Source organism: Prolixibacter sp. NT017, assembly GCF_009617875.1.
Classification (GTDB): Bacteria; Bacteroidota; Bacteroidia; order Bacteroidales; family Prolixibacteraceae; genus Prolixibacter.
The window spans coordinates 2,753,875-2,779,187 of the sequence record NZ_BLAV01000001.1; the positions used below are offsets into that span (position 1 = coordinate 2,753,875).

Below are 25,313 nucleotides of genomic sequence, written 5' to 3' on the forward strand. Positions count from 1 at the left end.
TTATACATTAACGAAAATCAGAATCCAAGATATGAAAGTCACATTCACGCTTCTCATTTTCCTTTTTGCCGCTCTTACGCTCAATGCCGAGAATGGGCACGACCTTTGGCTGCGCGCCAAACATACAGCTCCGGTCAACGTTGTTTGCTCCGGAAAATCCCCTACTCTCGAAATCGCCAAACAGGAATTGCATCAAGGCTGGCAGGGCAAAGCCAATGCAACATTTGTGCTGAAAAAGAAGCACGATAAACTAATCAAAGGCGATGGTTACCGCCTTAGTCCCGGCGGCATCGAGGCAAACACCGACTTAGGTATCTTATACGGCGTCTATGACCTGCTGCGCCGTCAGCAAACGGGAGAAGCCATCACCGAACAGGTAGTGAATCCGTCGTACGAACGGCGCATTCTTGACCACTGGGACAACCTGAATGGCACCATCGAACGTGGTTATGCCGGCCGTTCCATCTTCTGGCACGGCAAAGACTCGCTGGCCGTAACAGAGAAAGATAAAAAGCTGTGGCAGGAATACGCCCGTGCCGATGCTTCGATTGGTATTAACGGCGCTGTTCTCGATAATGTCAATGCTTCGCCGCTGGTTTTAACAACCGAATACCTGAAAAGAGTGCAGGCGATTGCCAAAGTCCTGCGCCCTTATGGTATTAAAACTTACCTTTCGGTGAATTTCGCTTCCCCTTCGGTGATAGGCGGACTAAAAACGTCGGACCCGCTCGACCCGCAGGTGAAAGAATGGTGGAAAAACAAAGCCAAAGAGATTTACAAGCTGATTCCCGATTTTGGCGGCTTCCTGGTAAAGGCCAACAGTGAAGGACAACCTGGTCCGCAGAATTTCGGCCGCACGCATGCCGACGGGGCCAATACCATTGCCGATGCCGTGAAACCTTATGGAGGTATTGTTATGTGGAGGGCTTTTGTGTACAGCGCCAACGACGAAGACCGGGCCAAACAGGCCTACGATGAATTCATGCCGCTCGATGGAAAATTTCATGACAATGTGATTGTCCAGGTGAAAAACGGTCCCGTCGACTTCCAGCCGCGCGAGCCTTTCAGCCCGCTATTCGGAGCCATGAAAAAGACTCCGGTGATGCCGGAACTGCAAGTAACACAGGAGTACCTGGGACAGGCTGTTCACCTGGTGTTTTTAGCCCCGATGTGGGAAGAGTTCCTGAAGAGCGATACCTATCAGGAGGGCAAAGGAAGCACGGTTGCCCGCTGCACGGACGGCAGCATTTTCCAACAAACACACACAGCCATTGCGGGGGTAGCCAACGTCGGGCTGGACACCAACTGGTGCGGGCACCCGTTTGCCCAGGCCAACTGGTACGCCTTCGGTCGCCTGGCCTGGAACAACCAATTGTCCAGCAACCAGATTGCCGATGAGTGGGTCAAACTCACCTTTAAACCAACTCCTGCCCAAGACCGGACCCAATCGACCGTTCTTCCCATTGTCTGGAACATCAATTTCCTGAAACCGGTAAAACGGATGATGCTGGAGAGTCGTGAAGCGGCCGTTAACTACATGATGCCGCTGGGACTGCATCATATATTCGCGCCGGAAAATCACTACGGCCCCGGTCCCTGGTGGGCGCCGAAAGGTGTTCGCAAAGACTGGACCCCTCCTTACTATCACCAGGCCGATACACTGGGTATCGGGTTCGACCGGACCGAAAACGGTAGCAATGCCGTTAGTCAGTACCACGAACCGCTTCGTTCGCTATTCAATGATGTGAATACCTGTCCCGAAATCTACCTGTTGTGGTTCCATCACCTTCCGTGGAATTATCAAACCAGGAGCGGATTGACCCTGTGGGACGACCTGTGCTATCATTACCAGGAAGGTTTGAACCAGGTTCGCAGTTTTCAAAAAACATGGGACCAAGCAAAACCATACGTCGACAAAGAACGGTTCAGCGTGGTACAAAAGAAACTCCGGAAACAGTGCATCAATGCCCAGGTGTGGAAAGATGCCTGCCTGCTGTACTTCCAGCAGTTCAGCCGCATGCCTATTCCTTACAATATCGAACGGCCGGTACACAACCTGAAGGATTTGATAGAAAACGATATGAAAAGAAAAAGATAAACTTCACGTAAGAAACCGGCCCGGAATTGAATCCTATCCGAGGATATAATATATTGGGCAGGTTAGGAATTATTATCGAAAGAATTAAAACCAAGTAAAGTATCATGAGAATAAAATATCCGTTTTGGTGTTTGCTTATCGGTCTCTTTTTTATGGCTGGTCACACGCAGGCCCAGGATAAGCTGTATCACAACGAATTTCCTCTGAAAGACGTAAAACTATTGGACGGGCCGTTTAAACATGCCCGCGATTTGAATATACAGACGTTGCTGAAGTATAATGTCGATCGCTTGCTGGCGCCCTACCGTAAAGAAGCCGGATTGAAACCCAAAGCCCCCAGCTATACCAACTGGGCCGGCCTCGATGGACACATTGGCGGCCATTACTTATCAGCCATGGCGATTAACACCGCAGCGACCGGTAATGCAGCCTGCAAGCAACGGTTGGAGTACATGATTTCCGAATTGAAGAAATGCCAGGATGCCAACACCGTCAACCATCCGGGCTGGGGTAAAGGATATGTAGGTGGCGTTCCCAACAGCAAAGAAGTTTGGAGTACCCTGAAGAACGGAGATTTTAAGGCCTATCATAAAGCATGGGTTCCGTGGTACAATGTGCATAAAATGTACGCAGGTCTGAGAGATGCCTGGTCGTATGCCGGTAACGAAGAAGCCAAAAACATGTTCCTCAAATTTTGCGATTGGGGAATTAATATCACTTCCGGCCTGACAGATGCCCAGATGCAATCGATGCTAGACACCGAACACGGAGGGATGAATGAAATGTTCGCCGACGCTTACCAAATGACCGGCAACAAGAAATACCTGGTAGCTGCCAAACGGTTTTCACACCATATGCTGCTGGACCCGATGTCGAAAGACAGTGACAACCTCGATAACAAACATGCCAACACACAAATTCCCAAAGCCATCGGTTTTCAACGAATCGGAGAACTTTCGCATGATAAGAAATACGTGGAAGCCGGCCGGTTCTTCTGGCAAACCGTAACACAAAACCGGACGCTGGCATTCGGAGGAAACAGCCGGAGGGAATTCTTTCCAAGCGCTTCGTCGTGCACCGACTATGTGAATGATGTGGAAGGCCCGGAAACCTGCAATTCCTACAACATGCTGAAGTTAACGGAAGACTTGTTCCGGTTACACCCGAAGGAGAAATATGTCGACTACTACGAACGGACGGTATTCAACCATATTCTGTCGACTCAAAATCCGGAGACAGGAGGCTATGTGTATTTCACTCCCGTACGGCCGCGCAGTTACCGGGTCTACTCGGCGCCAAACGAAGCCATGTGGTGCTGTGTGGGCAGCGGTATGGAAAACCACAGTAAATACAACGAGTTTATCTATACCCACAAGGGCGATTCACTGTATCTGAATCTCTTCATTGCCTCGGAACTGAATTGGGAACAAAGAGGCGTGAAGATCAAGCAGGAGACAAAATTCCCTTACGAGCCGCAAACCAAATTAATTGTCGAGAAGGGCTCTTCTCATTTCAGCTTAATGGTCCGTTACCCGTCATGGGTAAAAGACGGAGCCTTGAAAATAACCGTCAACGGGAAGAATGTTCCCTACAAGGCTCATCCGGCATCGTATATCGCGGTTGACCGTTTGTGGAAGGCCGGCGATACCGTTACGATTCAGTTGCCCATGCACAATACCTATGAGCAGCTGCCCAATGTGCCGAATTACATCGCTTTGTTGCACGGGCCCATTGTACTGGGAGCCAAAACGGGTACGCAGGACTTGAAAGGACTGATTGCCGACGACAGCCGGTGGGGGCATATTCCCAGCGGGAAAAAATTCCCGTTAAACACCGCGCCCATCATCATTTCGAAGGACAAGTCGAAAATTCCGGAGGAGCTGGTACCCGAGAAAAACAAGCCGCTGTTCTTTACGGCACCGAAGTGGAAATTGATCAACCCGATAAAGGTGGAGCTGGAACCGTTCTTCCTGATACACGACGCCCGGTACATGATGTACTGGATGACGCTGACACCTAAACAGTATCATTCGTATCTCGACTCACTGTCGACGCTGGAGAAAAAGCGGATGGCACTGGATAAGCGGACAATCGATTTTGTGGCTCCCGGAGAGCAACAACCCGAAGTGGATCACGCCATGCAGGATTCCAACTCCTTTTCAGGAAACAACCGGGACGATTTTTGGCGGGACGCCCGCAACGGTGGCTATTTCAGCTACCAAATGGCAACCGATTCGGCTACCAACCTTAGTTTAATCGTCCGTTACTGGGGCGACGAACAGGGAAACCGGAAGTTCGATATCTACATCGACAACCAGAAATTGGTATCGGAGGATAACACCGGGAAGTGGAATCAAAAAAAATTCCAGGAAGTAACATACCCGATTCCCAATTCGATGATTGAAGGAAAAACACACGTCCGGGTGAAGTTTCAATCGCTTCCGCACAGTACCGCCGGAGGTGTTTACTACATCCGCCTGGCGAAGAAGGAAGCCGGACCGGAAAAGCAGTAAGGTGTTTTTCATCGCTGTTCCCCTTTTTCCCTTTCAGCAGGCGTCGTTCATAACCTGGCCGTCGAACAACTATCGGGTACGCCTGTTGAAATGGATTGGGTACAGTTTGTCCGATAAAAGCGGAACGAAATCAACTAAATACCAAGAGTAATGAAGAAACGAATACTGGGAAAAACAGGATTTGAAATTTCGGAAGTAGGATTGGGAACCTGGCAGGTAGGCGGGAAATGGGGCAGCCTGTTCAGTCACCCGAATGCCGATGCCATACTGAATTCGGCGGTCGATAACGGCGTGAACTTCATCGATACTGCGGATGTGTATAACGACGGTGACAGTGAAAAAGCGGTGGGACGCCTGGTGCGCTCCCGCAGCGAGCAGATTTATGTGGCTACCAAATGCGGCCGTCAGTTTTCGCCCCATGTTGACGCATCGTATACGACCGAAGGACTTCGCCGGTTTGTGGAAGACAGCCTGAAACGCATGGAGCTGGAAACACTGGACCTGATCCAGTTGCACTGCCCGCCCACCGAGACGTACTACCGGCCCGAGATTTTTGAGCTATTCGATACCCTGAAAAAAGAGGGGAAAATCAGGAACCTGGGCGTGAGCGTAGAACGGATTGATGAAGCGTTGAAAGCCCTGGAATACGAGAACGTGACCACGGTGCAGATTATCTTCAACATGCTGCGGCAGCGTCCTGCGGAAGATTTCTTCGCGGAAGCGGCAAAAAAGAACATCGGGATACTGGCCCGTGTCCCGCTGGCCAGCGGACTCCTGACCGGGAAATTCACGCCTGACACCACCTTTGGGAAAGACGACCACCGTACCTTTAACCGGAACGGCGAAGCGTTTGACAAGGGCGAAACCTTTTCGGGTGTGGATTATATGAAGGGACTGGAAGCTGTGGAAGAAATCAAAAAACTCTTCCCGGAGCGGACCAACCTGGCAGCCATGGCCCTCCGATGGATACTAATGTTCAAAGAGGTGAGCTGTGTCATCCCCGGCGCATCGAGGCCGGAGCAGGTGCTTTCCAACGTACAGGCATCGGAATTGCCGGAACTATCCGCAGAGCAGATGGACGGCATCCGACAGATATACGAGCAACACATCTGGCCCGATATTGCCAACGAGAAATGGTGAGTTGGTGAAGGCAAAGGCTCAGGCTTAGGTTTAGGCTTAGGCAAAAGAAAAGGAGAAAGGGAGAAAGGGAGAGTGGGAGAAGATGAGATGGGGAAAACAGGGAAGCGAAGGGAGAAAGGGAGAGTGGGAGAAGATGAGATGGGGAAAACAGGGAAGCGAAGGAGAAGGCAAAGGCTCAGGCGAAAGCGAAGACAAAACAGTAAATAGAACAAGATAACGATGAATAGAAAGGATGGCATCCGAAATGGATACCATCCTTTTTTTGTGCTACTAGCTTTTGACTACTTTACCAAGAGCTTCGAGCAGCTGAGGCTGGTCTTCAAGGGCGATGCGAGCGACGGCATAGAACTCCGACATCCAATCGTCTATTTTAGCAAATGCGGCATCTTTCTTTTTGGTAGCTTCCTGCGACTCTCCGACTTCGCGGCGGTAGTTGGCCCGCGCGGTTTTTAATTCTCCAATTTGTGCCTGGGTGGAATTCAGCTCCTCCAGACTAATTTTCAAGCTTGCCAATTTTTCCTGGATAGCCGTATCGGCAATAGCTTCCGTGTAGAATTTTTGCACTGTTTCGAGCCATTTGGCGTAGCTTCGGGGTATTGAGCCATCGATGTTCAGTTTAGCGAGCATCAACGGGTCTTTACGATAAATCACTTTTGCTTTCTTGCGGTGCTTCCGATAAATCTCGTCGATGGCATCGTAGTTGGCTGTAAAGCTGTTGTAGGCTTCGGATGTTTCATCGTCCTCGGTTTTGTTGAAATTGTAGGCTTGTTGGTTTTCTGCCAACAGCGTTTTACCTTCGGCGATTTTGGTGGCATCGTAGCCCAGTTCGGACATGGCTGATGCAATTTCGGGTTGTTGTTCGGCGTTTTCCAACGCTACGCGGTTGCGTTCCAGCAGTTCCGCTTCTGATAATTTAGGTCTGGACATAGACTAAGTTGTTTGAAGTTAAACATGTTGGCCGGGTGTCCGGCCGTTATCTAGTACTTTTCGATACGTATGACGTATTAGAGACGCAAAGCGTAGTGCACTACCATCGAACGGTTCGGGGCTTGCTACACTTTTGGGATGCGTTGCTACAGAACTACCCTATTTTGCTACAGAACGCCCCTGGTTTGCTACCGGGCGACGGCGCTCCGCTACCAGGCACCCCTGGTTTGCTACCGGGCGACGATGTTCTGCTACCAGGCACCCCTGGTTTGCTATCCGCAGATCTTGATTTGCTACCGGGGTCCGTTTTCTATTTTGGATACCAGGAGCCTGTTTAAAGAACGCTCTGAATCCGTTTTGGGAACAAAAAGAGAAAGCCTCCGCCCTTCCTGCCCCACTGTTCTGTACGCCCGCTAAAGTCTCCTTTTTTTCTGTCCTGACAACGAATGAGTTTTTAACTTAAGCAAAAAATATGTTTTATGCCAAAAATTTTGATGAACGGTCGTTTTTCTGTGGTGAACGTATGGATCTGGTATGCGAACGAAAATTATGATAATAGAAAAACGGGGTTCATGAAGGAACTGAAAACCAATTTCAGGAAGATTTTTATTACCTTGATGAGCCATAACGACCAACTAAATGAAAACTGACCGGAACATATCGATAAGATTAAAAACCCATTTGAATAGTGATTTGATGACTTAATATAATAGGTACACAATACATCCCAATATGGGTGTATAACAACAACTCGTCAACTGACATAAGAGAAATAACTACAATATTGAGACACACTAGTTGTGGGTAATATTAAAATGAAAAAAATAAAAGCAGAAATACTGACCAACAAAACTCATTTCAGTAATTATGAGGATTACAAAACATATCCAACTTCTGACTTGAAATGTCCATCATGTGAAGTGAAAACTTCAATTGCTTTTAAAGATTTAGAAAAGCACCGATTTTCAAACTTTTCTAATCTGACTGAAGATAAACAGAACAAGATAAATGAGTTTGTAAAACTAAATATGGAAAAAGTACCAAATTCATTCCTCGATTACAACTGTCCAAATTGTAATTCATCAGTCAGACTTTATTATCAGAGTTGGGCTGGAGGTCGACACGGAGAAAACGGTTATGAATTAGAAATGGTAATCTCAGATTGATTTTTATAAATAATTTGAGACAATAGAAAAGTATAATAAGGAAAAATGAAAAATACTACCCACAACAAATTGTATATGGCAGGCGGGGGTTTTAGCGGTCTGACAAGTCAGACCTTACGCCCACTTTCCTGCGGGTCTGACACGATTTCTGTTGGACCCCGAAGTTTCGGGGCCGCCCGACCACATACAAGTGACCGTTGTAGCCAATATTAAATTACAGACAGTTGATAGAATTAATGTCACTTGAGATTTCCAGAAAATGAAAAGTATAAGAGTCAACTAAAATGAATATATTTTAATGGAAAACGCTATAATAAAAGGAGTAGCATTGACAACAAGGGAAGATTGGAATGTCGGAGAGCATTTATACCCTTCAATGTTATTAACTGTTGCTTACTCTTGGATTGAAAACTATTTTGACGAGAAAGACTTATTAAAAGAAGATATAGGTGAAACTAAAGCAAGAGAATTTGGAAAAATTAAAGCCACAATTTTAGCCTATACTAGTGATTTGCATAATATTTCAGTCAACCTCTGCTTATTGTTGGATATCTTGTCGGATACTAAGATATCTGCAGCGAAAAGACACCTATATTCAAATTTAGTTTTAGAAAATTATTTTACAAATTTGAGAAGTTTACTTGATTTTATTCCTTACATCATAAGGTTGTCTCTAACAGATGAAGAATCCAATTTATTTCCTCAAGCAGACTCACTAAATAAATTAATTAGGTTCTCAAAAAACCCAAATAATAAAGATAAGATTCCTATTTCTATTCACGGTTTTCTAACTAATGTTGAAGAGGTACTAAATGATGTAAAAACAATTAGAGATTTAATAATTCACAAAGGGAAAGAGATACTTATTTCGAAAGAGGAAGACAACCGATTATATGTCAGAATTCCAAAAACTGGTCTATATAGTACGGATAACATGCTGCCTAATATATTAAACTCTGAAGACGTTCAGTATGATTTGTACGAATATATACGTGTTATTACAAAGAGAGTTCTTACACAAACCGAGGATATTGGAACAATCTTACTAAATAAGACAGTAGAGACTTATAAATTTAAATGGAATCTTTATTCGATTGGGAACCATTGTTTTGTAGATTTCAACACCTTTATGATTAATTTAAAGAATGATACAGTGTAGTAAAATACTGGCTACAACATTTTGTATAAGTAATGGCAGTTAATGTAGTAAATATCAAGGTTTGTAGCCCGCTTAAACTGCATAGCGGTTTGACAGGGAAGAAGCCCGCAATCTGCCACTACTCATACAATTTACCGTTAGCGGTTATTTTAAAAAACCTGACAATGATTAACTATATGCTTCACATATTAAGCCAATTAGCAATAACTAAATAACAATAAACTTATGGACAAAAAGGGATTTTTCTTATACATAATTGCTGCAATCTGCATATTATCAATTATTATAATTCCATTGTTCTTCCCTGCATTAAAAAACAATGATTCTTTAATGTTAATGATGCAAGGATTAAATATTCTTGTTTTCTTACACATTTCATACAAACTGTCTACAGAGGATAAAAACAAATACATCAATCAGCAAAAGTTTGACAATGAACGATTGCACAGACAATTAAAATTTGACCTTGTAAAAAAGTATGTAGATGAATTTGATAAATATCTTAAAGAGATTCAGAACATTAAAGAGTTTTTACATTTAGGTCAATATTACAGCCAGGAGAAATCTAAATTTGAGGTATTGATTCAAAGATTTAGCACTGAAAATCTCAAACTAATAAATATTCTTAGTTCGTTAGAATATGACTCATACCTTTTTATTCAATCTAATCTAATAGAACAGTACTATAAGTTTAGTGCATTAATACAAGAACTGGATGTAGAAAAAAAGTACACAAAAGATGACCCGGAAATTTTAGAGGTTGATGAGTACTATATAAACACTCTATCCCATCTTTCCCTCTTGACTGATTATTTATACTACATTCTTTTAAATGATGCTGAAGAATACGAATTGGAAGAAAAGTTAAAAATATCGGAGAATGCTTTCAATAAACTTAAATTGAAAAATATTGAATAGAAAATAAGATAAACGTGTTATCAGAAACACTTAAGACAAATAAATACTAACCAAAATATCGAACAAATGAATTGGATAAGCTACCCAGCAAATAAACCGGAAAAATCGGGTCCATATGTTGTAAGCATTTCAAGACCTGTGGAAAATGGCGATTATACATTTAGTTATAAAGCATATTATAGTGCGGAAACTGACAGGTGGTTTAAATACAATCCATTTAGTGACGAAAAAGACGTACTAGAAGAAATTACATTCAAAATAAACGGTTGGATTCAAAATCTACCTGCTTACCTTGGATAAACAGAAAATAAAAAACAACCGCTAACAAACTGTAAATTGCATTGCGGGGTTCGTGCGGTGTCGTTCGCTGGATTCTCGTTTCGCAGTTCCGTGTCCTTCGGACAGGAACGCTCTTCCCCCGAAAATTCGGGGCCGAGGCATCGGAACGGCAACGACAACTAAAAAGTGACCGTTAGCACATCAGCTCTTCTTCTCCGATATCTGCCGTAATCTTTCCAGTACTTTGCTGGCTTCCTGAAAAAGCGGGCGCCAGTCGGAATTTCCGTACTCAATGGCTTTCCATTCTTCCTGGGCGTGAAAGGTTCCTTTGTTGGTCAGCAGGTAAAACCCGACGTTATGCCTGTCGGGCAGCAGCGTTGTAGTTGTTTTTTTGGCTTTCCCGATATAATCCTGTCCCAGTTCGACAAATGAACGAACGGCTTTCCGAACTTTCCGGTATTGTGCGCCGCCAATGATGCCGCCGCCCGAACTGACATACATGCTGGCATCGCCATTCCGGAAGGCTACAACCGTTACGGTTCCCTCTCCTGTGTCCCAATCCATCACAATACCAAATACCTTTGTTGCTCTTCCTGTGCTCTGCGCCCCAACCAGGTCGGGGGTGATTTTCAAAGCCATTTTTCGTAAATCGTAGTAGCGATTTTCAATTTCCTCAGGTTCGCCTCCCTGGTTGGTCGTTGTAAAGATTGGTTTCTGCAGCGTTTTCTTTGGAGACGGGAAGGCAAAGAAAAAGCCCGTGACAACCACCAATATTACCGCAATGATTATGTATATCGCCATATGCCCCTGTATTAGTTCGTCCTGTACAAAACGTGCTTCTCAACGGTCACCCTACCACGAAACTTCTACTAACAATTACTGGCCGTGTTCTGTCTGTTTTTTTACGTCTTTCAGCGGCTTAAGTTAATAATTATTATTTAGAATGGTTCAAAGTTTAGGATTTTATCGACCGGATTATCAGACAGCTAATTCGAAAAAGGAAATTTTTACGGTGAGATTAAAGAAAAAAAACAGAATACTTCGCCCCAAAAAAGAAAAGGGATTCACTTGCTTTTACGCATGTCAATCCCTTACTATAACCGATTGTATCTAAATTCTTTCTGCTTCGTTCTATTTGCTCTCAGCTGGCTTTCCTACGCTGGTACCTCTTTTACCTGATCGATTTTTTGCGCCAACTCTTCGAATGCTTTTATCAGAATGGCTTTTCCGGAGTTGAAAATATTTTTCCCCTGGTCGCTCAGCTCGCACACATCGGCCACCAACGGTATCTGTGAAAGCAATGGCACACCGTATTCCTTCGTCAATTGTTCTCCTCCTCCTTTTCCAAAGAGGAAATATTTTTCGTCGGGATGTTTTTCAGCGACAAACCACCATGAGACGCTAGTCGCGACCTCTTCTTCGACGACCAACGCCTCGTCCGAGTCAACGACCAAACGGTGCCTCACTTACTTCATCTTTTCCGGGTTCGCATTTACCCGTTGCTCTTCCGGTGCGGGGACTTTTTCCCAGCGGTCCGGTTCCATTTAATCCAGGCATTTTTCACCTCCCTATTTTTGGTACAAATCCACTTTTTAGTCTCTTACCGCGGCCTTCGCCACCACCGCTTTTCCGGCGTTTGCCAAGACCGGTACCGAGTTTATTCTTACCGGTCAGATCTTCCGGTTCCTTGCAACGGCCCAATTTTCGTCCGGTCATCGAGCCTTTCTCTTCCGGGCCTGTTCCGTTTAATCGTGGCATAACATCTTGCTTTTATCATTCACATCGTCCTCTACAATTCATGACACAGGGTTTCGTAGTGCTCAGCTCCCAAAATCTTTTACTGATAGCGCTTTCCATACATCACAACCGGATCGTCAATATTCACTTTCAACAGGTTGGCAATCACCTGACATCTCGTTGAGAACAGGAAGAAAGTCTCCTTTTCGGTTTCGTTGTGTAATTTCCAGAAGTTGGAAGGCCCCTTGGAGATAATGACATCTGCTTCGTCATAGATTTTTCCGAATGTGCTATTGGTGGACAAATCGCTGAATGATGTAAGTTCTTGCGGAATGCCTTTTATCTCTGCCACACGCTCGATTCCTGCATGCCGGGCATCGTCAACCGTAGCTTCATCGAGAATCCCCTTTTCTCTGACCGCGTAGTGAGTATTCGGATGGTGCAATTGCTCCAGCAGAAGCTTATCGGTGACTATTTCCCCCGCTTTATCGCCTATGAACAATACCGTATTCGCTTTCCGAACCCGGTCGAACAACTTCCCCGAATCATCGATAACCGGTCGTAAACGAGCAGCGGATACCAACGACAACTTCAGGCTATCCACCTCCCCCTGGTGATTCATTATATAACTACCGGCCAGCGTATACTGCAGCGCTCTTTGCAACGGGTTAATCGATTTCGAAATATCATTCCGGATCGTTTCTTCCAGCAGCAGGAATTGCTCATTGCAATGTATTCGCCCATCACCAATCGCCTGCTTTATCTGACATCGTCTTTCCAGCAAGTCATCCAGGACAACCGGTAAAGCCGGCGCTGTTTTCCTCTCATTTTCTGCACTGGCCATAAACCGGATGGCATCCAGCGCGACTTCGTTGGCACGCTTGTCGTCCGGGCAATGTCTCTGAATGAATTGCTCAGTTTGTTTTACAATACATGTGACGCATTCCGGAAACATAGTTCGTTCAATTTAGGAAGGTGCAACATCAATTCATCCATATTATAATGCCTGATTGCTAACCTTCTGTTCATGAAACAAAGGTAGGAAACCAAATGAACATTTGCTCATTTTAAAAGAAAAATTCGAATGCAATATCTTTTTTGAAAACATATCAGAACCAAAACATCCTTGATATGCTTCAATTCAATTATTCAGGAAGAATGAAAATGGATGTGTACTGAAGAAGGGAACCAAATGCAAGCCGATGACCTGCGGATGGTGCGGCGTTAAAGAAAAAAACAAAGGCAACGCATTAGGGTTGCTCGTCCTGATCCCGGTTATCGATGAACTTTTGTTGATAGAGTTGATGATGGTAAGAACCTTCTTTTAGCATGGTACGTCCACATTTCGGGCATTTCACTTCCCGGCAGGGCATCCCCTTTTTGTGTTCCAGGCGAAGATCACATTTCACACAGATACAATAGCCGTTATATTCCATGGGTTCGTTACTCATCGGTTACTCGGGATTTAATGATATAATGTTATCTGAATGACATTTACGACAACTTCCAATAGGTTTGAGCGTAATCATCACTTCTTTGCAATCGTTACACCGAAACCAGTAATCATCGGTAGCGTAATTCCCGCCCTGAATCAGGATGGCCTTTCCCTCCACGAAAGCAGCAGCAATGGTTTTCCGTGCCCGGTCGTATATACGGGTAAAGGTCGGGCGGGAAACTCCCATTCGTTCAGCCGCCTCCTCCTGTATCAGATTTTCATAATCGACAAGCCGGATAGACTCGTATTCTTCGACCAGCAAAACAGTTGGCTCCAGATTCTTCATCGGCACACCAAAGGGCCTGAAACCTTCCATTACCGGCGGCATGGTTACTCGTCGACTTCTTTTTCTGTTCGGCATAAAATTGGATTTTCACTACAATAATACGAAATTTGATGAACATTTGTTCCTTTTCAACTCCTTAAAGACCTCCACGGCATTGAAGGCATCCAAAAGTCTCTTTTGTTCTTCTTTACCCGAACACAAAAAATAGCAGGTCGTTTCCAACCTGCTATTCGAACCATGATAATCTAATCCTCGCTCTATTCGCAAAAACTAGTCTCTTCGCTTTGCTTTCCAGTATTCTCTGAATTTCTTTTGAGTCATAATTCCGATCGGTCCCTCGTAAATCCCTCCGTCTCCGCCCGAGTCGTATACTTTTATTTCAATCCAATTTTCTCCCGGTTTCAATGTGTTGGGAGGAAGAAAATAGTTCCGAAACTCCCGGTATATGTTACCATTATTTTCACCAAACTGCCCGGTTTGTCCAATGTATTTTCCGTTGATGAACAGCATGTCGGCATCGTCGATGCGGCCGGCCAGCATGACCAAGCGCTGTGATGCCAGTTCAGCACTCACGTTAATTTTCTTTGTGTAAACAGCGTACCCGTCGTAACCGAAGTATCCCTGGTTTTCCCATGCGCCCGGCACATGAATCGGGCGCGCACGGCTCTCACTGTAATCCCTTCCTTTATTGAACTGCCATTCTCCGGCCAGGTTAATATCGAATTGCGGCAAAAAGCCAGCAGAGTATATTTTCAAATCACCGGCGATGATTCCTCCGTCCAGCTGAGCATCGTACACCCGAACGGCAATCACATTCTTTGCGTCATAGTTTATCAGGTTGTTAGGAACCTGGTATTTTCGCAGCGCTGTGTAAGCTGTAGAGAAATGCGGTGGAAACGAACCCGTTTTGCCAATTAGTGTCCCGTTGAAATAGACTTCATCAGCATCATCGATATAGCCCATCTCCAGGATAACCGACTGATCTTTCATGGAAGCGGGTATGAAAGGTGAGAGCCTGTACCAGGCGTAGCCGTCATAACCATTATATCCTTGATTCTCCCACCGGTCTGGCACTTTAATCAAATTCCATTTGGAATCATCGTAATTCGGCGATGCCCACTCCATGTTGTCCCCAATCCGGAATTTCCACATTCCGTTCAGGCTTTGTTCCATGGGGCTAAATGCTGCGGCAGACACCTTTAAGCTACTTATCAGTACCAGGAGCACTATCCATTGTATGGTGATAAATTTTTTCATGCTAGTCGAACAAATGGAGCAGGTTGCGTATAATTGAATGCCAACTGTCATCATCATTGTTGTTATTCCGCTGCAGATTTTCCCTCAGGGCTTTCACTTCATCTTCTGTCGTAATTCCCACCGGACCTTCGTAAATTCCACCATCCAAGCCAATATCCTTCACCTCAACGGAAATCAAGTTCTTATTCCTTAATAAATCCGACGGTATTTTGTAGATGCGATACAACTGCCATGCCCTGTCCTGGCGAAATCGGGAATAGCCTGGCAAATCTTCAACCTCTCCTATTTTCTCTCCATTCAAATATACCTTGTCAAAATCGTCGATCTTACCCAGCACGAGATAGAGTTCCCGTCCTTTCAAAGATTCGGGCAGTGAGAAACGCTTATGATACCAGGCTATTCCGTCAAAATCGCCATATCCCTGGTTATCCCATTTCATCGGGACATATATATCAGCCCAGTTCCTATCGTCTGTCGCCGGACTATTCATATTGCCAAAATTGTCGATACTGAATTTCCAGGTTCCGCTTAAATCCAATGTCATCATCGCCTGATCGCGATCGTAATACAGGCCAAACCGGTTGGCTCTGAGGATTCCGCCATCGCCTCCTTCATCGAATACCCGAACTGCAATAACATTGTTCTCTCTTTTAAGCAGCGAAACCGGCACAGCATATTGTCTTTCCACGTTATAAGCTGTTCGGAAATTCGGTGGAAATTTACCAGTCTGTCCTATCTTTTTTCCGTTAATAAATACCTCGTCCACGTCATCAATGTAGCCCAGAAAGAGCATCACATAACCGGAGGCCGGTAAGCTTTGGATGTTGAAATTCTTGCGGTACCAACCATATCCGTTATACCCTTCGTAGTAATTTTCCCAGGCACGAGGAGCGTAAATCTTGTCCCAATCATGCACATCGGCCGAAGGAGTTGCCCAAACCGGATTATCGCCCACCGTGAATAACCAATTGCCCCGCAAATCGGCCAATGACCTCCAATCCGACGCCTCAGCCTTAAAGACTCCCGCCACTGCAAAAATGAATAGATAGACAATTATGAATTTACGAGTCATGATGGTGATTATTTGCTGTACAAGATATTTAAAAACTCCTTTCGTCCGAATTTAAGGTTAGCCGTTCTATCACGGCGTGGTGTAGCGAAGATACAGATTGAATGTATATGCCTCGCCTGCCAATGCCCTGTCGGCTTTTACTTCCTGTTTGCTAAACATATATTTAACAAAGTCTTTGGCTTCCTTGTTATCGGTAATTACCTGCAGAAGTCTCAGCGTCCGGTCACTATTCACATAAAAGCTAATGGTTACATTCTCTTTCAGCGAATTGATATTGTGCTCGTAGAAATAGTTTTGCAACTGACCGATTTCCCGTTGGAAGTTTTTCTGGATGTCACTGGTCAGATTTTTTTCGGCCATACTCAATCCCGTCTCCCCGGCGAAAGTCAGGCCCGTCATCATTAATACTGCGACGATTGCTAAAATTACTTTTTTTGTTTTCATCGATTAAGGCTTTTGTTTTCATGATTAACTATCACAAAGTAAAAGCCCCGGTGTAACCCCGCTGTCAAACGCAAGTCATAAGATGCCACAAGTTGTCACAGAAATGTCACGGGAAGAACAACCCACGCATATCTCGCTAAATAAAAACAAGATACGCCAACAGAAAATTTATTCATCTTACCGAAAAAAATACCGTTTTCACCAGGATTAAAGCACCAGTTTGTAGCCGATACCATGAACTGTGACGATGTGCTGGCTATCTTCCGTATCAATTTTATTCCGTAACCGGACAATGAAGTTATCGACGGTACGAGCAGTTGGTTGGTAATCCATGCCCCAAACCTGATCGAGAATATCATCCCGCGAAACAATCCGGCCAGCATGCCGGTAGAGATAATGCAATATTTCAAACTCCTTGTACGACATTTTCACGGGTTCATCATTATGCAACGCTTCAAAATCGTCGAATGAAACCTGGAGTTGGCCGATGGTCACCCTTTGCGGCGAATCATCCTGTTTAACGTTTGCCGTCCGGCGAAGAATGACCTTGATACGGGCCAGAAGCTCCCGCAGGCTGAAAGGTTTGGTGACATAATCGTCCGCTCCCAGCTCCAGGCCAAGCACTTTATCCAGCTCTTCCCCGCGGGCCGTTAGCAAGATGATGGGCGTATCGTCGCCTTCTGCCCGGGTTTTCTTACATACATCAAATCCTGACATACCGGGAAGCATCACGTCCAGCAAAACCAAATCGTATGAACCGGATTGGAGCTTTTTGAAGCCGTCATCACCCCTGTTGGCTGTGTCCACTTCGTAACCTTCAAATTCCAGGTTATCACGCAAGCCAATCAGCATGGCTTCTTCATCTTCAACGATTAAGATTTTAGGCATGGTTCTGTTTTTTTACCGGAAATTTTAAAATGAATATACTTCCCTCGCCCAGCTTACTTCGCAGCGCTACGCTGCCGCCGTGTGCCTTCATCATTCGTTTCACCAGGTTCAGCCCTAAACCCGAACCTTTGGCTTTGTGGGCCAAGTCGCCTTCAGTTACCCTGAAAAACTGGTCGAAGACATGCTTTTGATTCTTGGCGGAAATACCAATGCCATTATCCTCCACTTCAACCCAAACGGATTTAATCTTCTTCACGAGGCGGATTTCAATTTTCTTATCATCTTCAGCGCTATATTTGATAGCATTGTCGACCAAATTGACCAACATCGTTTTTACCACGTCTCCATCAGCATAAACCCAGGCTTCATTTACTTCCGACAAAAAACGGCAATCGACCTGTCCAGCCTCTAAATGTGATTTCATCGATGCCAATATTTCGGGAACCAATTCTCCCAGGTCGACCATAGAGAACTGATATTTCAACCGGTTTTTCTCCAGTCGTGAGAAATTAAGAATCCGGTTGACAATATCCGTTAACCGGCCGCTCTCCTGGTGAATGGTGTGCAGATATTCCTCCTGTTTCGCTTCGGTCTTCACCCGCTTTAGCAGTAAAGTTTCAGCGTACATGCTGATAAGAGCCAATGGCGTTCGTATCTCGTGTGATACATTGGAAACGAATTCTGATTTCAGCTCGGCCAGTTTCATCTCTTTGCGGATGTTCCAGATGACAAAATAGAGTCCCAGCAGCACTACAATCGTTAGGCCAATCAGCATGTAGTTGTCACGTTGTGTACGTTCGGATGCTAATTCCTCCAGTGTTTTCGCTTTTAACCGGATTCCCAGTTGATATCTAGGAATGTACCACATAGCTGCTTTCTCAATTTTTCCGGCCAATTCATCATTCGCTTCAGTACTGTAAACCACGCTACCGGATGTAGAATCGGAAACACTGATGAAGAAAAGGTCCTGCGCTATCTGCTGTATCTGAGGACTCATGGTTTGCAAGACAAATGTCTGGGGGTTGATCACCAATTGACAAGCATGCTCTCCTTCCCGATTTTTCTGCAGAAAATAAAGCATTAGCGTACTGTCGGTCATCATCTTCGAGTCAACACGCTGATAATTCGATTTCAGAAAGTCTTGTAGTTTTTGAATTTCTGCCGGGGATGGCCACTCCTCAATACGGATAGCCTTACCACTATTGAAATACTCAGCCTCAACCTGGTGTGATGCTAAATCCAAAAAACGAATCGCTAAAACAGAACGGTTGTTTTGGAAAAGATTGTCGACCAATCCTTTTTCCACATCTCCGCCGGGTGCTACGGGTTGGTCGAGACTTTGACGCCACTGATTAACAACGTTTTCTGAATATTGATTAACCGAATATAAAATAGATTCCAACTGCTTACTAAATACACGTTGGACCATCTTTTCATTTTTAGTCAGGGTTGAAAACTCCCGCACCAAATAGAAGCTCAGAGGTAAAGCAACTATCACTAATAAAACCAGGCTTATTTTGGCTACAGTTCGGATCATCGGCTTGTTCACATTCTTCAGAAAACCTGATAAAGGTATGAAATCAACCTGAAATTTAACGGAATTCGATCAATTCTACGCCATACGATCTATCCCGAAGCTACTTTTTCTGATGTTGCCAGCAATATTTCGAACCGGGTTCAGCTTTTCGGGAACATCGTTTACCCGATTTGGTAATGGCCTGACACTGCCTTGAAGTTGTCGCCTTGGTTGTACCGTTTTTCGAAGGATGGTGTGCGCTGGCCGAATAGGTCGATATTCCCGTGAAGCTGAACGACCAGGCGCCCGGGTTGACAGCTGCTTCCAATTTATTTTCGATGCTGTCGGGCAATTCCGAAAAGAAATTAATGCCGGTCATCGCTTCCACCATGTCCACCGAAACCACATATTCCGGTAGCGTTTTCGTGCCTGTTCCATTCGGAAGAATAAACGCAATCATTCTCTGTTTACCATGAGGGTCGTACACTACTTTGTAGTAAAAACCGGGAACGGTTATCCTATCGGGACCGATAAAGCCGAGGTTATTCTTGAAAATCGGGCCGGAAACCACATAAATGTCACCATCCATCAGCGCCCAATTTCGCACCTGCGCTTCCAGTTTTTTCCAAATTCCCCGGTTGAAACTTGGCTTCTGCGGAGACATGTTCGACAAGTAAAAGGTTTCCGACATCGATTTGTGATTGAGCCGCATGGCCGCTGCCGGACAAAGATGTCCCCGGTCATAGCCGGAACGGCTGTAATCAGCCAGCGAAGCAGAGCCCGTTTTCACTTCCGGATCGGGCCGGAAGTCATCTGTACGCGCTTCTTTACCCTTCACATCAGCTGACGTGAGATGATAATAGACCCAGTTGGCCTGTTCTTTCGATTCATTATACGACAAGGTATAGTAGGTGTGTTTTACCGTTTCGCCCGTGCTTAAAGGGAGAAAAGTCTGTGCCCATACTGTAAAAGGCAGCATCAATAAAATACTTACCAGGATTCGTTTCATCGCTATCATTTGATATTCATCTAGTCAATGGTTCGACTTCGTCTTTTGCCAAATTTCCCATTATATGTTCAATACAATAAAACGCATGACCACTCTGAATATTGCGGATTTTAGGGAAGAGGAGAGGTTTTCAAGCGCTGCAGACCTATAACATGTTAGCAGGCAATCACTGACAAGAAAAAATCTTTTGATGTTCCTGAGCAAGCAGAAGAAAAAAACCGCAAGAACGATGTTGATTTCGCTCCTGCGGTCTATTAATGGAAGGTATGAAGTATTGTTATCTATGAGTCCCCGGTTTCATCGACTCCGGGATGTTCATATGAAACAGAATATACCGCGCCACGATGTATTCGCCTTCCGGAATGAGGTGAACGCCGTCTTTATTCATGGCCTGGAAAACCGGGTGAAAAGGTTGATAAATATTGATGAAATGGCACTGCTTCTCCTTAGCAATGCCTGCATAAACTTTTACAATATTCGCCAATCGCTTGTCTCCGCCATGATATTTTTCAAGAATACAGGAATCAGGACTCATCGGCGGAGGCGTGATTAACGTTATGTCAGCTTTCTGATTCCGCTTGCGGTAATACGTCCGGATGCTGTCAATTAACGACACCATATTCGTTTTCACTTCATCCTGTCTTTGGGCAAACACCTTTTTGGCATCATTGGTTCCCAGCCAGATAAGAATATACTGCGGAGCCTTTCCTTTCAATGTTTGCCCGGTTTCCTGAAGATATTGGTGAATATTGCGTAAGGTATTCAACCGCTTCTGCCCAAGATTATCGAAACCGACCGTATTCCCGGGAACGGAGTAACTAACAATTTCCGCCGATGGTAACAGCCGTTGAAGCTGAGCCGGCCAGGCATCCGGACCGTGACCATTCGAATCGCCAATGGTTAACCAGCCGGGCTTCTGTGCAAACAACGAAGCAGGCAGCATCAAAACAACCAGCAGAATAACAATGCTATATACAGGGCTTGTCTTTTTCATAACTCGAGCAATCTTTCAAATGCATTCATCTTATTTTCCTACCGGGACATAATCCAACGCGACCTTGTCCAACATTTCATGTCGCCCCTCGAATACAGTTAGATGGATGTTTTTGTATGACTTATGGTAATATACTTTGCGCTCGCCAATCATTGGTGGAACAGCCGGTTTCGGGAAACTTCGCTCGGCCAGCAACGTAACGATATCCTTGCACGGAACGAGATACTTTTCGGGATGCCGGGAACGCTCTTTCACCAACTTGTTGTAAAACAAGATAGATTGGGTAATCGGAACTGAGCCGAGGTAACCGTCATTGGCTCCGGTATAAATGAACAACTGAGAACCATCCCTTTCTTTTGCAGGATATTTCATAAAAATCGGGGAACGTTTTTTGGCTTCCGCCACATCGAGGCTCTTCCCTTTTGACGTTGATGCCAGGATATCACCGGCATATTTGTTCTTCCGGGGCACCGATTCCCGATACCAACTCACAAGATTCGAAATGGGCACCCAGGCCGAAAAGCTTTTCACCTTCCGGTGAATTTCCATGAAGGCCAGTAGCGTCGCGTATCCGCCGCCGGAAACACCGATGATGTGGATTTCGCTGGTATCGACCTGACCATGTTGAACGGCATAATCAATCGCGTCTTCCAAATCAGAAATCACCAACGGACTACCGCAAGCATTCGGATGATTGTTCGGACCGCGAAAGTTGGGATGAATGTAATTCCAGTTCCGGTTGAGAACATGCGTAGCCAGGGGATCGTTTTGTGTGTAATCGCCACTCCAGGTGTGCAGCGACACAATCAATGGCATTTTTTCAGTCCCCGTAGCCGAATGAAAAACGGCGGGTTGCATCGTTCGGTCGGCCGAAGACCGAATCTGCACAACCTGAAATCCGGATGGCCACGATTTATTCAGCGTATTATCCCATTTGGGTTCTTTCTTCGTTTGCCCGAAAGCTATTCCATAAGTCAGTATAAGAGTTAGCAGCAATCCGTAAAAAATAATTCGGCGTATGTTCATCATTCCGGGCTATTAAAGTTTAATTTTTACTTGATTACCATTCTTCTTAGCAGTTTTCAGGCGAACGGTAATCGTTCTATTTTCGTAATCGTACATCCAGCCAGTCGCTTCCTTTCCATTCACCAAAATAGCTCTCGGCTGCGATACATCATGGAAAACCAAACGCCAGTAGCGACTCGGTTTCATGCCTTTGTAATTACCTGCAACAGGTGAAATAGTAAAATTAATCCTGTCATCACTCCTGCCGGCGGAGAAGATTGTAGAGGCTACTTCACCATTCAGGTAGCCGTTACTTTTGCCATCATCTTCGTACATCGTAAAGCCCGATTCTTCTGTCGAAGGATAAATATCGACCGTCAGGGTATCGTTGTTCCCGCTTTCGATGGTTGGCGCATAATTCCGGGTAGGAATAATCGCCCCTTCTTTTACAAATACGGGTATCTTTTCCAAAGGCGCCTCAACTTCGAACACCTGATTCCCTTTGTATTTTTCACCGGTTACTTTGTCAATCCATGTTCCTTCCGGGAAAAATACCTTGCGGGAAACGGCTCCCTGCACATAAACCGGCGCAACCAACATGTCGTTGCCAAACAGATATTCGTACAAATGGCCCGGGATCTTGCCAATCATGTGTTGACTCAGCAGTCGACTCCGCAACGCGTAGGTGTAGATGTACGGGAAAAGTTGCATCCGCTGGTGTGCATAATTTCTGAAGAGCGTATCGGCCTGCTCGGAATAGAGGTAAGCGAGATTGGAAGTAGGATTTTCCGGCTGAGAGAAAACCTCAGTGATGGGGCAAAACATCGAAAATTCCATCCACCGGATGTAAAGTTCCTTGTCCAATTGGTCGGTTTTTCCCATGTCGAAACCGCCGGTATCGTTGGTCAGAAACGGGATTTTGCTGGTTGCTTTCGAGGTATCGGTGTACATGGCAATGTTTTCCTTAAATGCCACGCGGGGAACCCATGAATTGAATTCCTTTGTGGGCTTTTCCACGGTCCAGTCCGACCGGGTATCATCGGTCCACTTGGTTGGATAACGTTCGTATGTTGGGCTGTCTGTACCTCCGGTATGCGATAGAATGAAACCCCGTCCTTCGGTTTCTTCGCCGAATTTCTGTGTCATCTCAAACATTGCTTTGCAAACGCTGATTTTCGATGTCCGGTCGAGCTTGATAAAATCAGCACCTTCGTCAAAAAAGTGCTTCATACGCTTTTGAAAGTAAGCCACCGCTTTCGGATTATCGAAATCGATATTCCCGGTAGGTGTTGCCACTTTACTCTTGGTGGTATTGAACATGGCCGTCGTCGTTCCGGCGTTGTGCCATGTATCCGTATTCGTGAATACCCTGGAGAAATACCCCCGCTTTTCGAAATCGTTAAAGGCCGCCTCGTTGCCTGTCTTTTGTATACAATCCCACATCCAGAATCCGCCTTTGATATCGTTTTTCTGCATAAAATCCCACATCGCTTTCCGATCAGGGAAAGCTGTGGTATCGGCCGCGAAGTCTATATATTTTTTGGGACCTTTGCCATGATTATCGAAGCTCCAGAACCACGAGTCAATCCAATACGCGTCAATGGGATAGTTGTGCGCTTTTATGTCTTCGATGCGCTGGATGGTTTGCTTTTGATTGGTATAGCCTCCGTACAATACGCCAAACGCCCAGGCGGGAGGAATGACCAGGTTGGAATCAATTTTCATTTCCGGCATTACAGCCTCTGCATTATCGGGATGCTGCTTTGGCGAGCACGATTGAAAAATGGCCAATCCGGCAATCAGAAGAGTCAAGATTTTTTTCATCGATGTTTTTTTATTCATGATTTAGCAGTTGATCCTTTTTTCAAGGCTATTGCGATGAACTTCTTGCCAGTCGCGGTTAGGTCGTTTTTCCAACGCAAAAGCCATATTCACCCATACAGTATGTTTCTCTTTCAGAACCATACCGGGATATCAATTCCTATTTCGGAAATTGACAAACGAACTTATCAATAATACAATTGTTCGATTCGTTACACTTAATTGAATTCGGTTTTTCATGAACTTCATCAAACAAATCAACCTGCTGGTTTCATTCCTGCTCGAAATGGGGCTCATCATTCTGGCTGGCCTCTGGGGCTTTCAACAAGGAGAAAGCAGCCTGACAAAATATGTTCTCGCCATCGCAGTTCCGGCGGTTATCATTTTGCTTTGGGGCGTCTGGGCTGCACCGAAATCCAAACGACGATTGAAGAACCCGGTGCGAACCATCTTCAAACTGGCTATGATGGCTTTAGCTGTATACTTTGCCTATAGCAGCAGGCATTTGGGTTGGGCTTTGTCCTTTGCGATTATCTCGATTTTAAATGTGAGCCTCGCCTACCTCTGGAAACAGGATTATTGATTATTTTTCGCTTTGAGGAATTTTATCCCTCATAATTGGAATTCTATTAATCAACCTGAAATGAAAAGCAGAGAAGACCTTATAATAGCCAACTGGGAGAATCTTACTTCCTTATGGAAAACAGCAGCAACTCCCTTCCGGGGAAATTTCGCCGGAGATGTATTCGACTATGCAGAAATCGGAAACTCCGACTGGCCCAACCGGTTGTGGTTTCACGAAGATATTACGCAGGAAAGCGTGGCAAAAGCTTTGGAGAGAATCGAATCTTCAAATACCCGTTTTACCATTCCCTACCGGGATATATACCACAGCCAATCTAACCAGATTCTGGAAAAAAATGGGTTTACTAAAACATTTGAACAAGTGGCCATGTCGTTGCCATTGACATCACCCTTCCAACTGGAAAACAAACTTGATTTCAGAGTAATATCCAATCCAACCGACGCAAAAAGGTGGGCCGATATTTATCCGTCCGCTTTTGGTTACCGCATCACCGAAGAGACGTTACTCAACACGATGGGCTCGATCGAATATATTCTGGCGTTGAAACAAAATCAACCGGTGGGAACGGCCATTCTTTTTCAAACCGGTTCGATTGCAGGTGTTCACGGCGTTGGCGTGATTCCCGAGATGCGGAGAAAAGGATTGGCCGAGGGAATCATGAAGTTTGTCCTCAACAAAGCCATCAATAATGGAGCGGAATACGCCACTTTGCAGGCATCAGTAATGGGCAAAGGCCTTTACCTGAAGCTGGGCTTTGACGAGCAATTCACCATCCGTAATTACGTCAAGGCTCAAAAGTGAATATCCTCTATAGAGGAGCAATATTCTACTCATAAAAGAAAGATGTATTCAACATCAAATAATCTTATAATAAACAGCTGAAAAACAATTCGTTAAAAATTCATAACAAAATTGGTTGTTTCAATTATTTGAATATATTTGCCACTGACAAACAATAATGTAAGCAACTCACAGTTTGTATTTTACATTATCCCATGACAGA

Annotated in this window: 28 protein-coding genes; 11 read left to right on the forward strand and 17 right to left on the reverse strand. The window is 45.0% G+C overall.

What is annotated here, in order from left to right; translation table 11 throughout:
- The first annotated feature begins 31 nt into the window (after nucleotides 1-31).
- From GJU87_RS11310 to GJU87_RS21595, 4 genes are all read left to right on the forward strand, one after another.
- Nucleotides 32-2,098, forward strand: coding sequence for an alpha-glucuronidase (locus GJU87_RS11310; protein ID WP_153639620.1), 2,067 nt, complete (start codon nucleotides 32-34; stop codon nucleotides 2,096-2,098).
- A gap of 104 nt (nucleotides 2,099-2,202) precedes the next feature.
- Entirely contained in the window at nucleotides 2,203-4,611 is a 2,409-nt protein-coding gene (locus GJU87_RS11315; RefSeq protein WP_194831510.1) for a glycoside hydrolase family 127 protein, read from the forward strand.
- Between the two features lie 150 nt (nucleotides 4,612-4,761).
- Nucleotides 4,762-5,751 (forward strand): aldo/keto reductase, encoded by a 990-nt coding sequence (locus GJU87_RS11320; protein WP_153639621.1) that lies wholly within the window; start codon nucleotides 4,762-4,764, stop codon nucleotides 5,749-5,751.
- A gap of 82 nt (nucleotides 5,752-5,833) precedes the next feature.
- A complete protein-coding gene (locus GJU87_RS21595) occupies nucleotides 5,834-5,968 on the forward strand; it encodes a hypothetical protein (RefSeq protein WP_255454208.1) in 135 nt (44 codons plus the stop codon).
- A gap of 53 nt (nucleotides 5,969-6,021) precedes the next feature.
- On the opposite strand, the gene GJU87_RS11325 is transcribed toward GJU87_RS21595, so the two are convergent.
- Entirely contained in the window at nucleotides 6,022-6,678 is a 657-nt protein-coding gene (locus tag GJU87_RS11325) for a hypothetical protein (RefSeq protein WP_106543826.1), read from the reverse strand.
- Between the two features lie 479 nt (nucleotides 6,679-7,157).
- Here GJU87_RS11325 and GJU87_RS11330 point away from each other — a divergent pair, with 479 nt between their 5' ends.
- From GJU87_RS11330 to GJU87_RS11350, 5 genes are all read left to right on the forward strand, one after another.
- Nucleotides 7,158-7,328, forward strand: coding sequence for a hypothetical protein (locus GJU87_RS11330; protein ID WP_153639622.1), 171 nt, complete (start codon nucleotides 7,158-7,160; stop codon nucleotides 7,326-7,328).
- 165 nt (nucleotides 7,329-7,493) lie between these two features.
- Complete coding sequence (locus tag GJU87_RS11335; RefSeq protein ID WP_153639623.1) at nucleotides 7,494-7,844, forward strand: hypothetical protein; 351 nt, start codon at nucleotides 7,494-7,496, stop codon at nucleotides 7,842-7,844.
- A gap of 298 nt (nucleotides 7,845-8,142) precedes the next feature.
- Nucleotides 8,143-9,003 carry a hypothetical protein gene (locus GJU87_RS11340; protein WP_153639624.1) on the forward strand — a complete coding sequence of 287 codons (861 nt, stop codon included), beginning with the start codon at nucleotides 8,143-8,145 and terminating at the stop codon, nucleotides 9,001-9,003.
- 225 nt (nucleotides 9,004-9,228) lie between these two features.
- Entirely contained in the window at nucleotides 9,229-9,921 is a 693-nt protein-coding gene (locus GJU87_RS11345) for a hypothetical protein (RefSeq protein WP_153639625.1), read from the forward strand.
- Between the two features lie 66 nt (nucleotides 9,922-9,987).
- Nucleotides 9,988-10,221 (forward strand): hypothetical protein, encoded by a 234-nt coding sequence (locus GJU87_RS11350; protein ID WP_153639626.1) that lies wholly within the window; start codon nucleotides 9,988-9,990, stop codon nucleotides 10,219-10,221.
- A gap of 180 nt (nucleotides 10,222-10,401) precedes the next feature.
- Here the strand turns inward: GJU87_RS11350 and GJU87_RS11355 are convergent, their stop codons facing one another.
- The 16 genes from GJU87_RS11355 to GJU87_RS11425 all read right to left on the reverse strand — a co-directional run bounded on the left by GJU87_RS11355 (nucleotide 10,402) and on the right by GJU87_RS11425 (nucleotide 23,727).
- Nucleotides 10,402-11,001 (reverse strand): hypothetical protein, encoded by a 600-nt coding sequence (locus GJU87_RS11355; RefSeq protein WP_153639627.1) that lies wholly within the window; start codon nucleotides 10,999-11,001, stop codon nucleotides 10,402-10,404.
- A gap of 353 nt (nucleotides 11,002-11,354) precedes the next feature.
- The gene (locus tag GJU87_RS11360; protein ID WP_153639628.1) at nucleotides 11,355-11,666 is read right to left on the reverse strand and encodes a P-loop NTPase; all 312 of its coding nucleotides are present in this window, start codon (nucleotides 11,664-11,666) and stop codon (nucleotides 11,355-11,357) included.
- The gene (locus GJU87_RS21345) at nucleotides 11,644-11,757 is read right to left on the reverse strand and encodes a DUF5320 domain-containing protein (protein ID WP_194831511.1); all 114 of its coding nucleotides are present in this window, start codon (nucleotides 11,755-11,757) and stop codon (nucleotides 11,644-11,646) included. Before GJU87_RS21345 ends, GJU87_RS11360 begins: the two co-directional genes overlap by 23 nt.
- Before the next feature lie 3 nt (nucleotides 11,758-11,760).
- A complete protein-coding gene (locus tag GJU87_RS11365) occupies nucleotides 11,761-11,958 on the reverse strand; it encodes a DUF5320 domain-containing protein (protein WP_153639629.1) in 198 nt (65 codons plus the stop codon).
- A gap of 79 nt (nucleotides 11,959-12,037) precedes the next feature.
- Nucleotides 12,038-12,892: an ARMT1-like domain-containing protein gene (locus GJU87_RS11370; protein WP_153639630.1), complete on the reverse strand. Its 855-nt coding sequence runs from the start codon at nucleotides 12,890-12,892 to the stop codon at nucleotides 12,038-12,040.
- A gap of 295 nt (nucleotides 12,893-13,187) precedes the next feature.
- Nucleotides 13,188-13,388 carry a ferredoxin gene (locus GJU87_RS11375; RefSeq protein WP_153639631.1) on the reverse strand — a complete coding sequence of 67 codons (201 nt, stop codon included), beginning with the start codon at nucleotides 13,386-13,388 and terminating at the stop codon, nucleotides 13,188-13,190.
- Nucleotides 13,389-13,391: 3 nt separating this feature from the next.
- Nucleotides 13,392-13,793 (reverse strand): DUF134 domain-containing protein, encoded by a 402-nt coding sequence (locus GJU87_RS11380; RefSeq protein WP_153639632.1) that lies wholly within the window; start codon nucleotides 13,791-13,793, stop codon nucleotides 13,392-13,394.
- Between the two features lie 195 nt (nucleotides 13,794-13,988).
- Nucleotides 13,989-14,975 carry a beta galactosidase jelly roll domain-containing protein gene (locus tag GJU87_RS11385; protein ID WP_194831512.1) on the reverse strand — a complete coding sequence of 329 codons (987 nt, stop codon included), beginning with the start codon at nucleotides 14,973-14,975 and terminating at the stop codon, nucleotides 13,989-13,991.
- 1 nt (nucleotide 14,976) lies between these two features.
- Nucleotides 14,977-16,047, reverse strand: coding sequence for a beta galactosidase jelly roll domain-containing protein (locus tag GJU87_RS11390; protein WP_153639634.1), 1,071 nt, complete (start codon nucleotides 16,045-16,047; stop codon nucleotides 14,977-14,979).
- Between the two features lie 69 nt (nucleotides 16,048-16,116).
- Nucleotides 16,117-16,491 (reverse strand): hypothetical protein, encoded by a 375-nt coding sequence (locus GJU87_RS11395; RefSeq protein WP_153639635.1) that lies wholly within the window; start codon nucleotides 16,489-16,491, stop codon nucleotides 16,117-16,119.
- Nucleotides 16,492-16,698: 207 nt separating this feature from the next.
- Nucleotides 16,699-17,379: a response regulator transcription factor gene (locus GJU87_RS11400; RefSeq protein ID WP_153639636.1), complete on the reverse strand. Its 681-nt coding sequence runs from the start codon at nucleotides 17,377-17,379 to the stop codon at nucleotides 16,699-16,701.
- Nucleotides 17,372-18,808, reverse strand: coding sequence for a cell wall metabolism sensor histidine kinase WalK (locus tag GJU87_RS11405; protein ID WP_194831513.1), 1,437 nt, complete (start codon nucleotides 18,806-18,808; stop codon nucleotides 17,372-17,374). The genes GJU87_RS11400 and GJU87_RS11405 overlap by 8 nt, the downstream gene beginning before the upstream one ends.
- Before the next feature lie 208 nt (nucleotides 18,809-19,016).
- Nucleotides 19,017-19,904: a DNA/RNA non-specific endonuclease gene (locus GJU87_RS11410; protein WP_228491965.1), complete on the reverse strand. Its 888-nt coding sequence runs from the start codon at nucleotides 19,902-19,904 to the stop codon at nucleotides 19,017-19,019.
- A 277-nt stretch (nucleotides 19,905-20,181) separates the two neighbouring features.
- Nucleotides 20,182-20,898: a GDSL-type esterase/lipase family protein gene (locus GJU87_RS11415; RefSeq protein WP_153639639.1), complete on the reverse strand. Its 717-nt coding sequence runs from the start codon at nucleotides 20,896-20,898 to the stop codon at nucleotides 20,182-20,184.
- Between the two features lie 30 nt (nucleotides 20,899-20,928).
- A complete protein-coding gene (locus GJU87_RS11420) occupies nucleotides 20,929-21,927 on the reverse strand; it encodes a S9 family peptidase (RefSeq protein WP_153639640.1) in 999 nt (332 codons plus the stop codon).
- 9 nt (nucleotides 21,928-21,936) lie between these two features.
- On the reverse strand, nucleotides 21,937-23,727 hold the full coding sequence (locus GJU87_RS11425) for a TIM-barrel domain-containing protein (RefSeq protein ID WP_153639641.1): 1,791 nt from the start codon (nucleotides 23,725-23,727) through the stop codon (nucleotides 21,937-21,939).
- Nucleotides 23,728-23,962: 235 nt separating this feature from the next.
- Between GJU87_RS11425 and GJU87_RS11430 the strand changes: the two genes are divergently transcribed.
- The gene (locus GJU87_RS11430; RefSeq protein ID WP_153639642.1) at nucleotides 23,963-24,307 is read left to right on the forward strand and encodes a YrdB family protein; all 345 of its coding nucleotides are present in this window, start codon (nucleotides 23,963-23,965) and stop codon (nucleotides 24,305-24,307) included.
- A gap of 60 nt (nucleotides 24,308-24,367) precedes the next feature.
- On the forward strand, nucleotides 24,368-25,111 hold the full coding sequence (locus GJU87_RS11435; RefSeq protein ID WP_153639643.1) for a GNAT family N-acetyltransferase: 744 nt from the start codon (nucleotides 24,368-24,370) through the stop codon (nucleotides 25,109-25,111).
- Nucleotides 25,112-25,313: the final 202 nt, after the last annotated feature.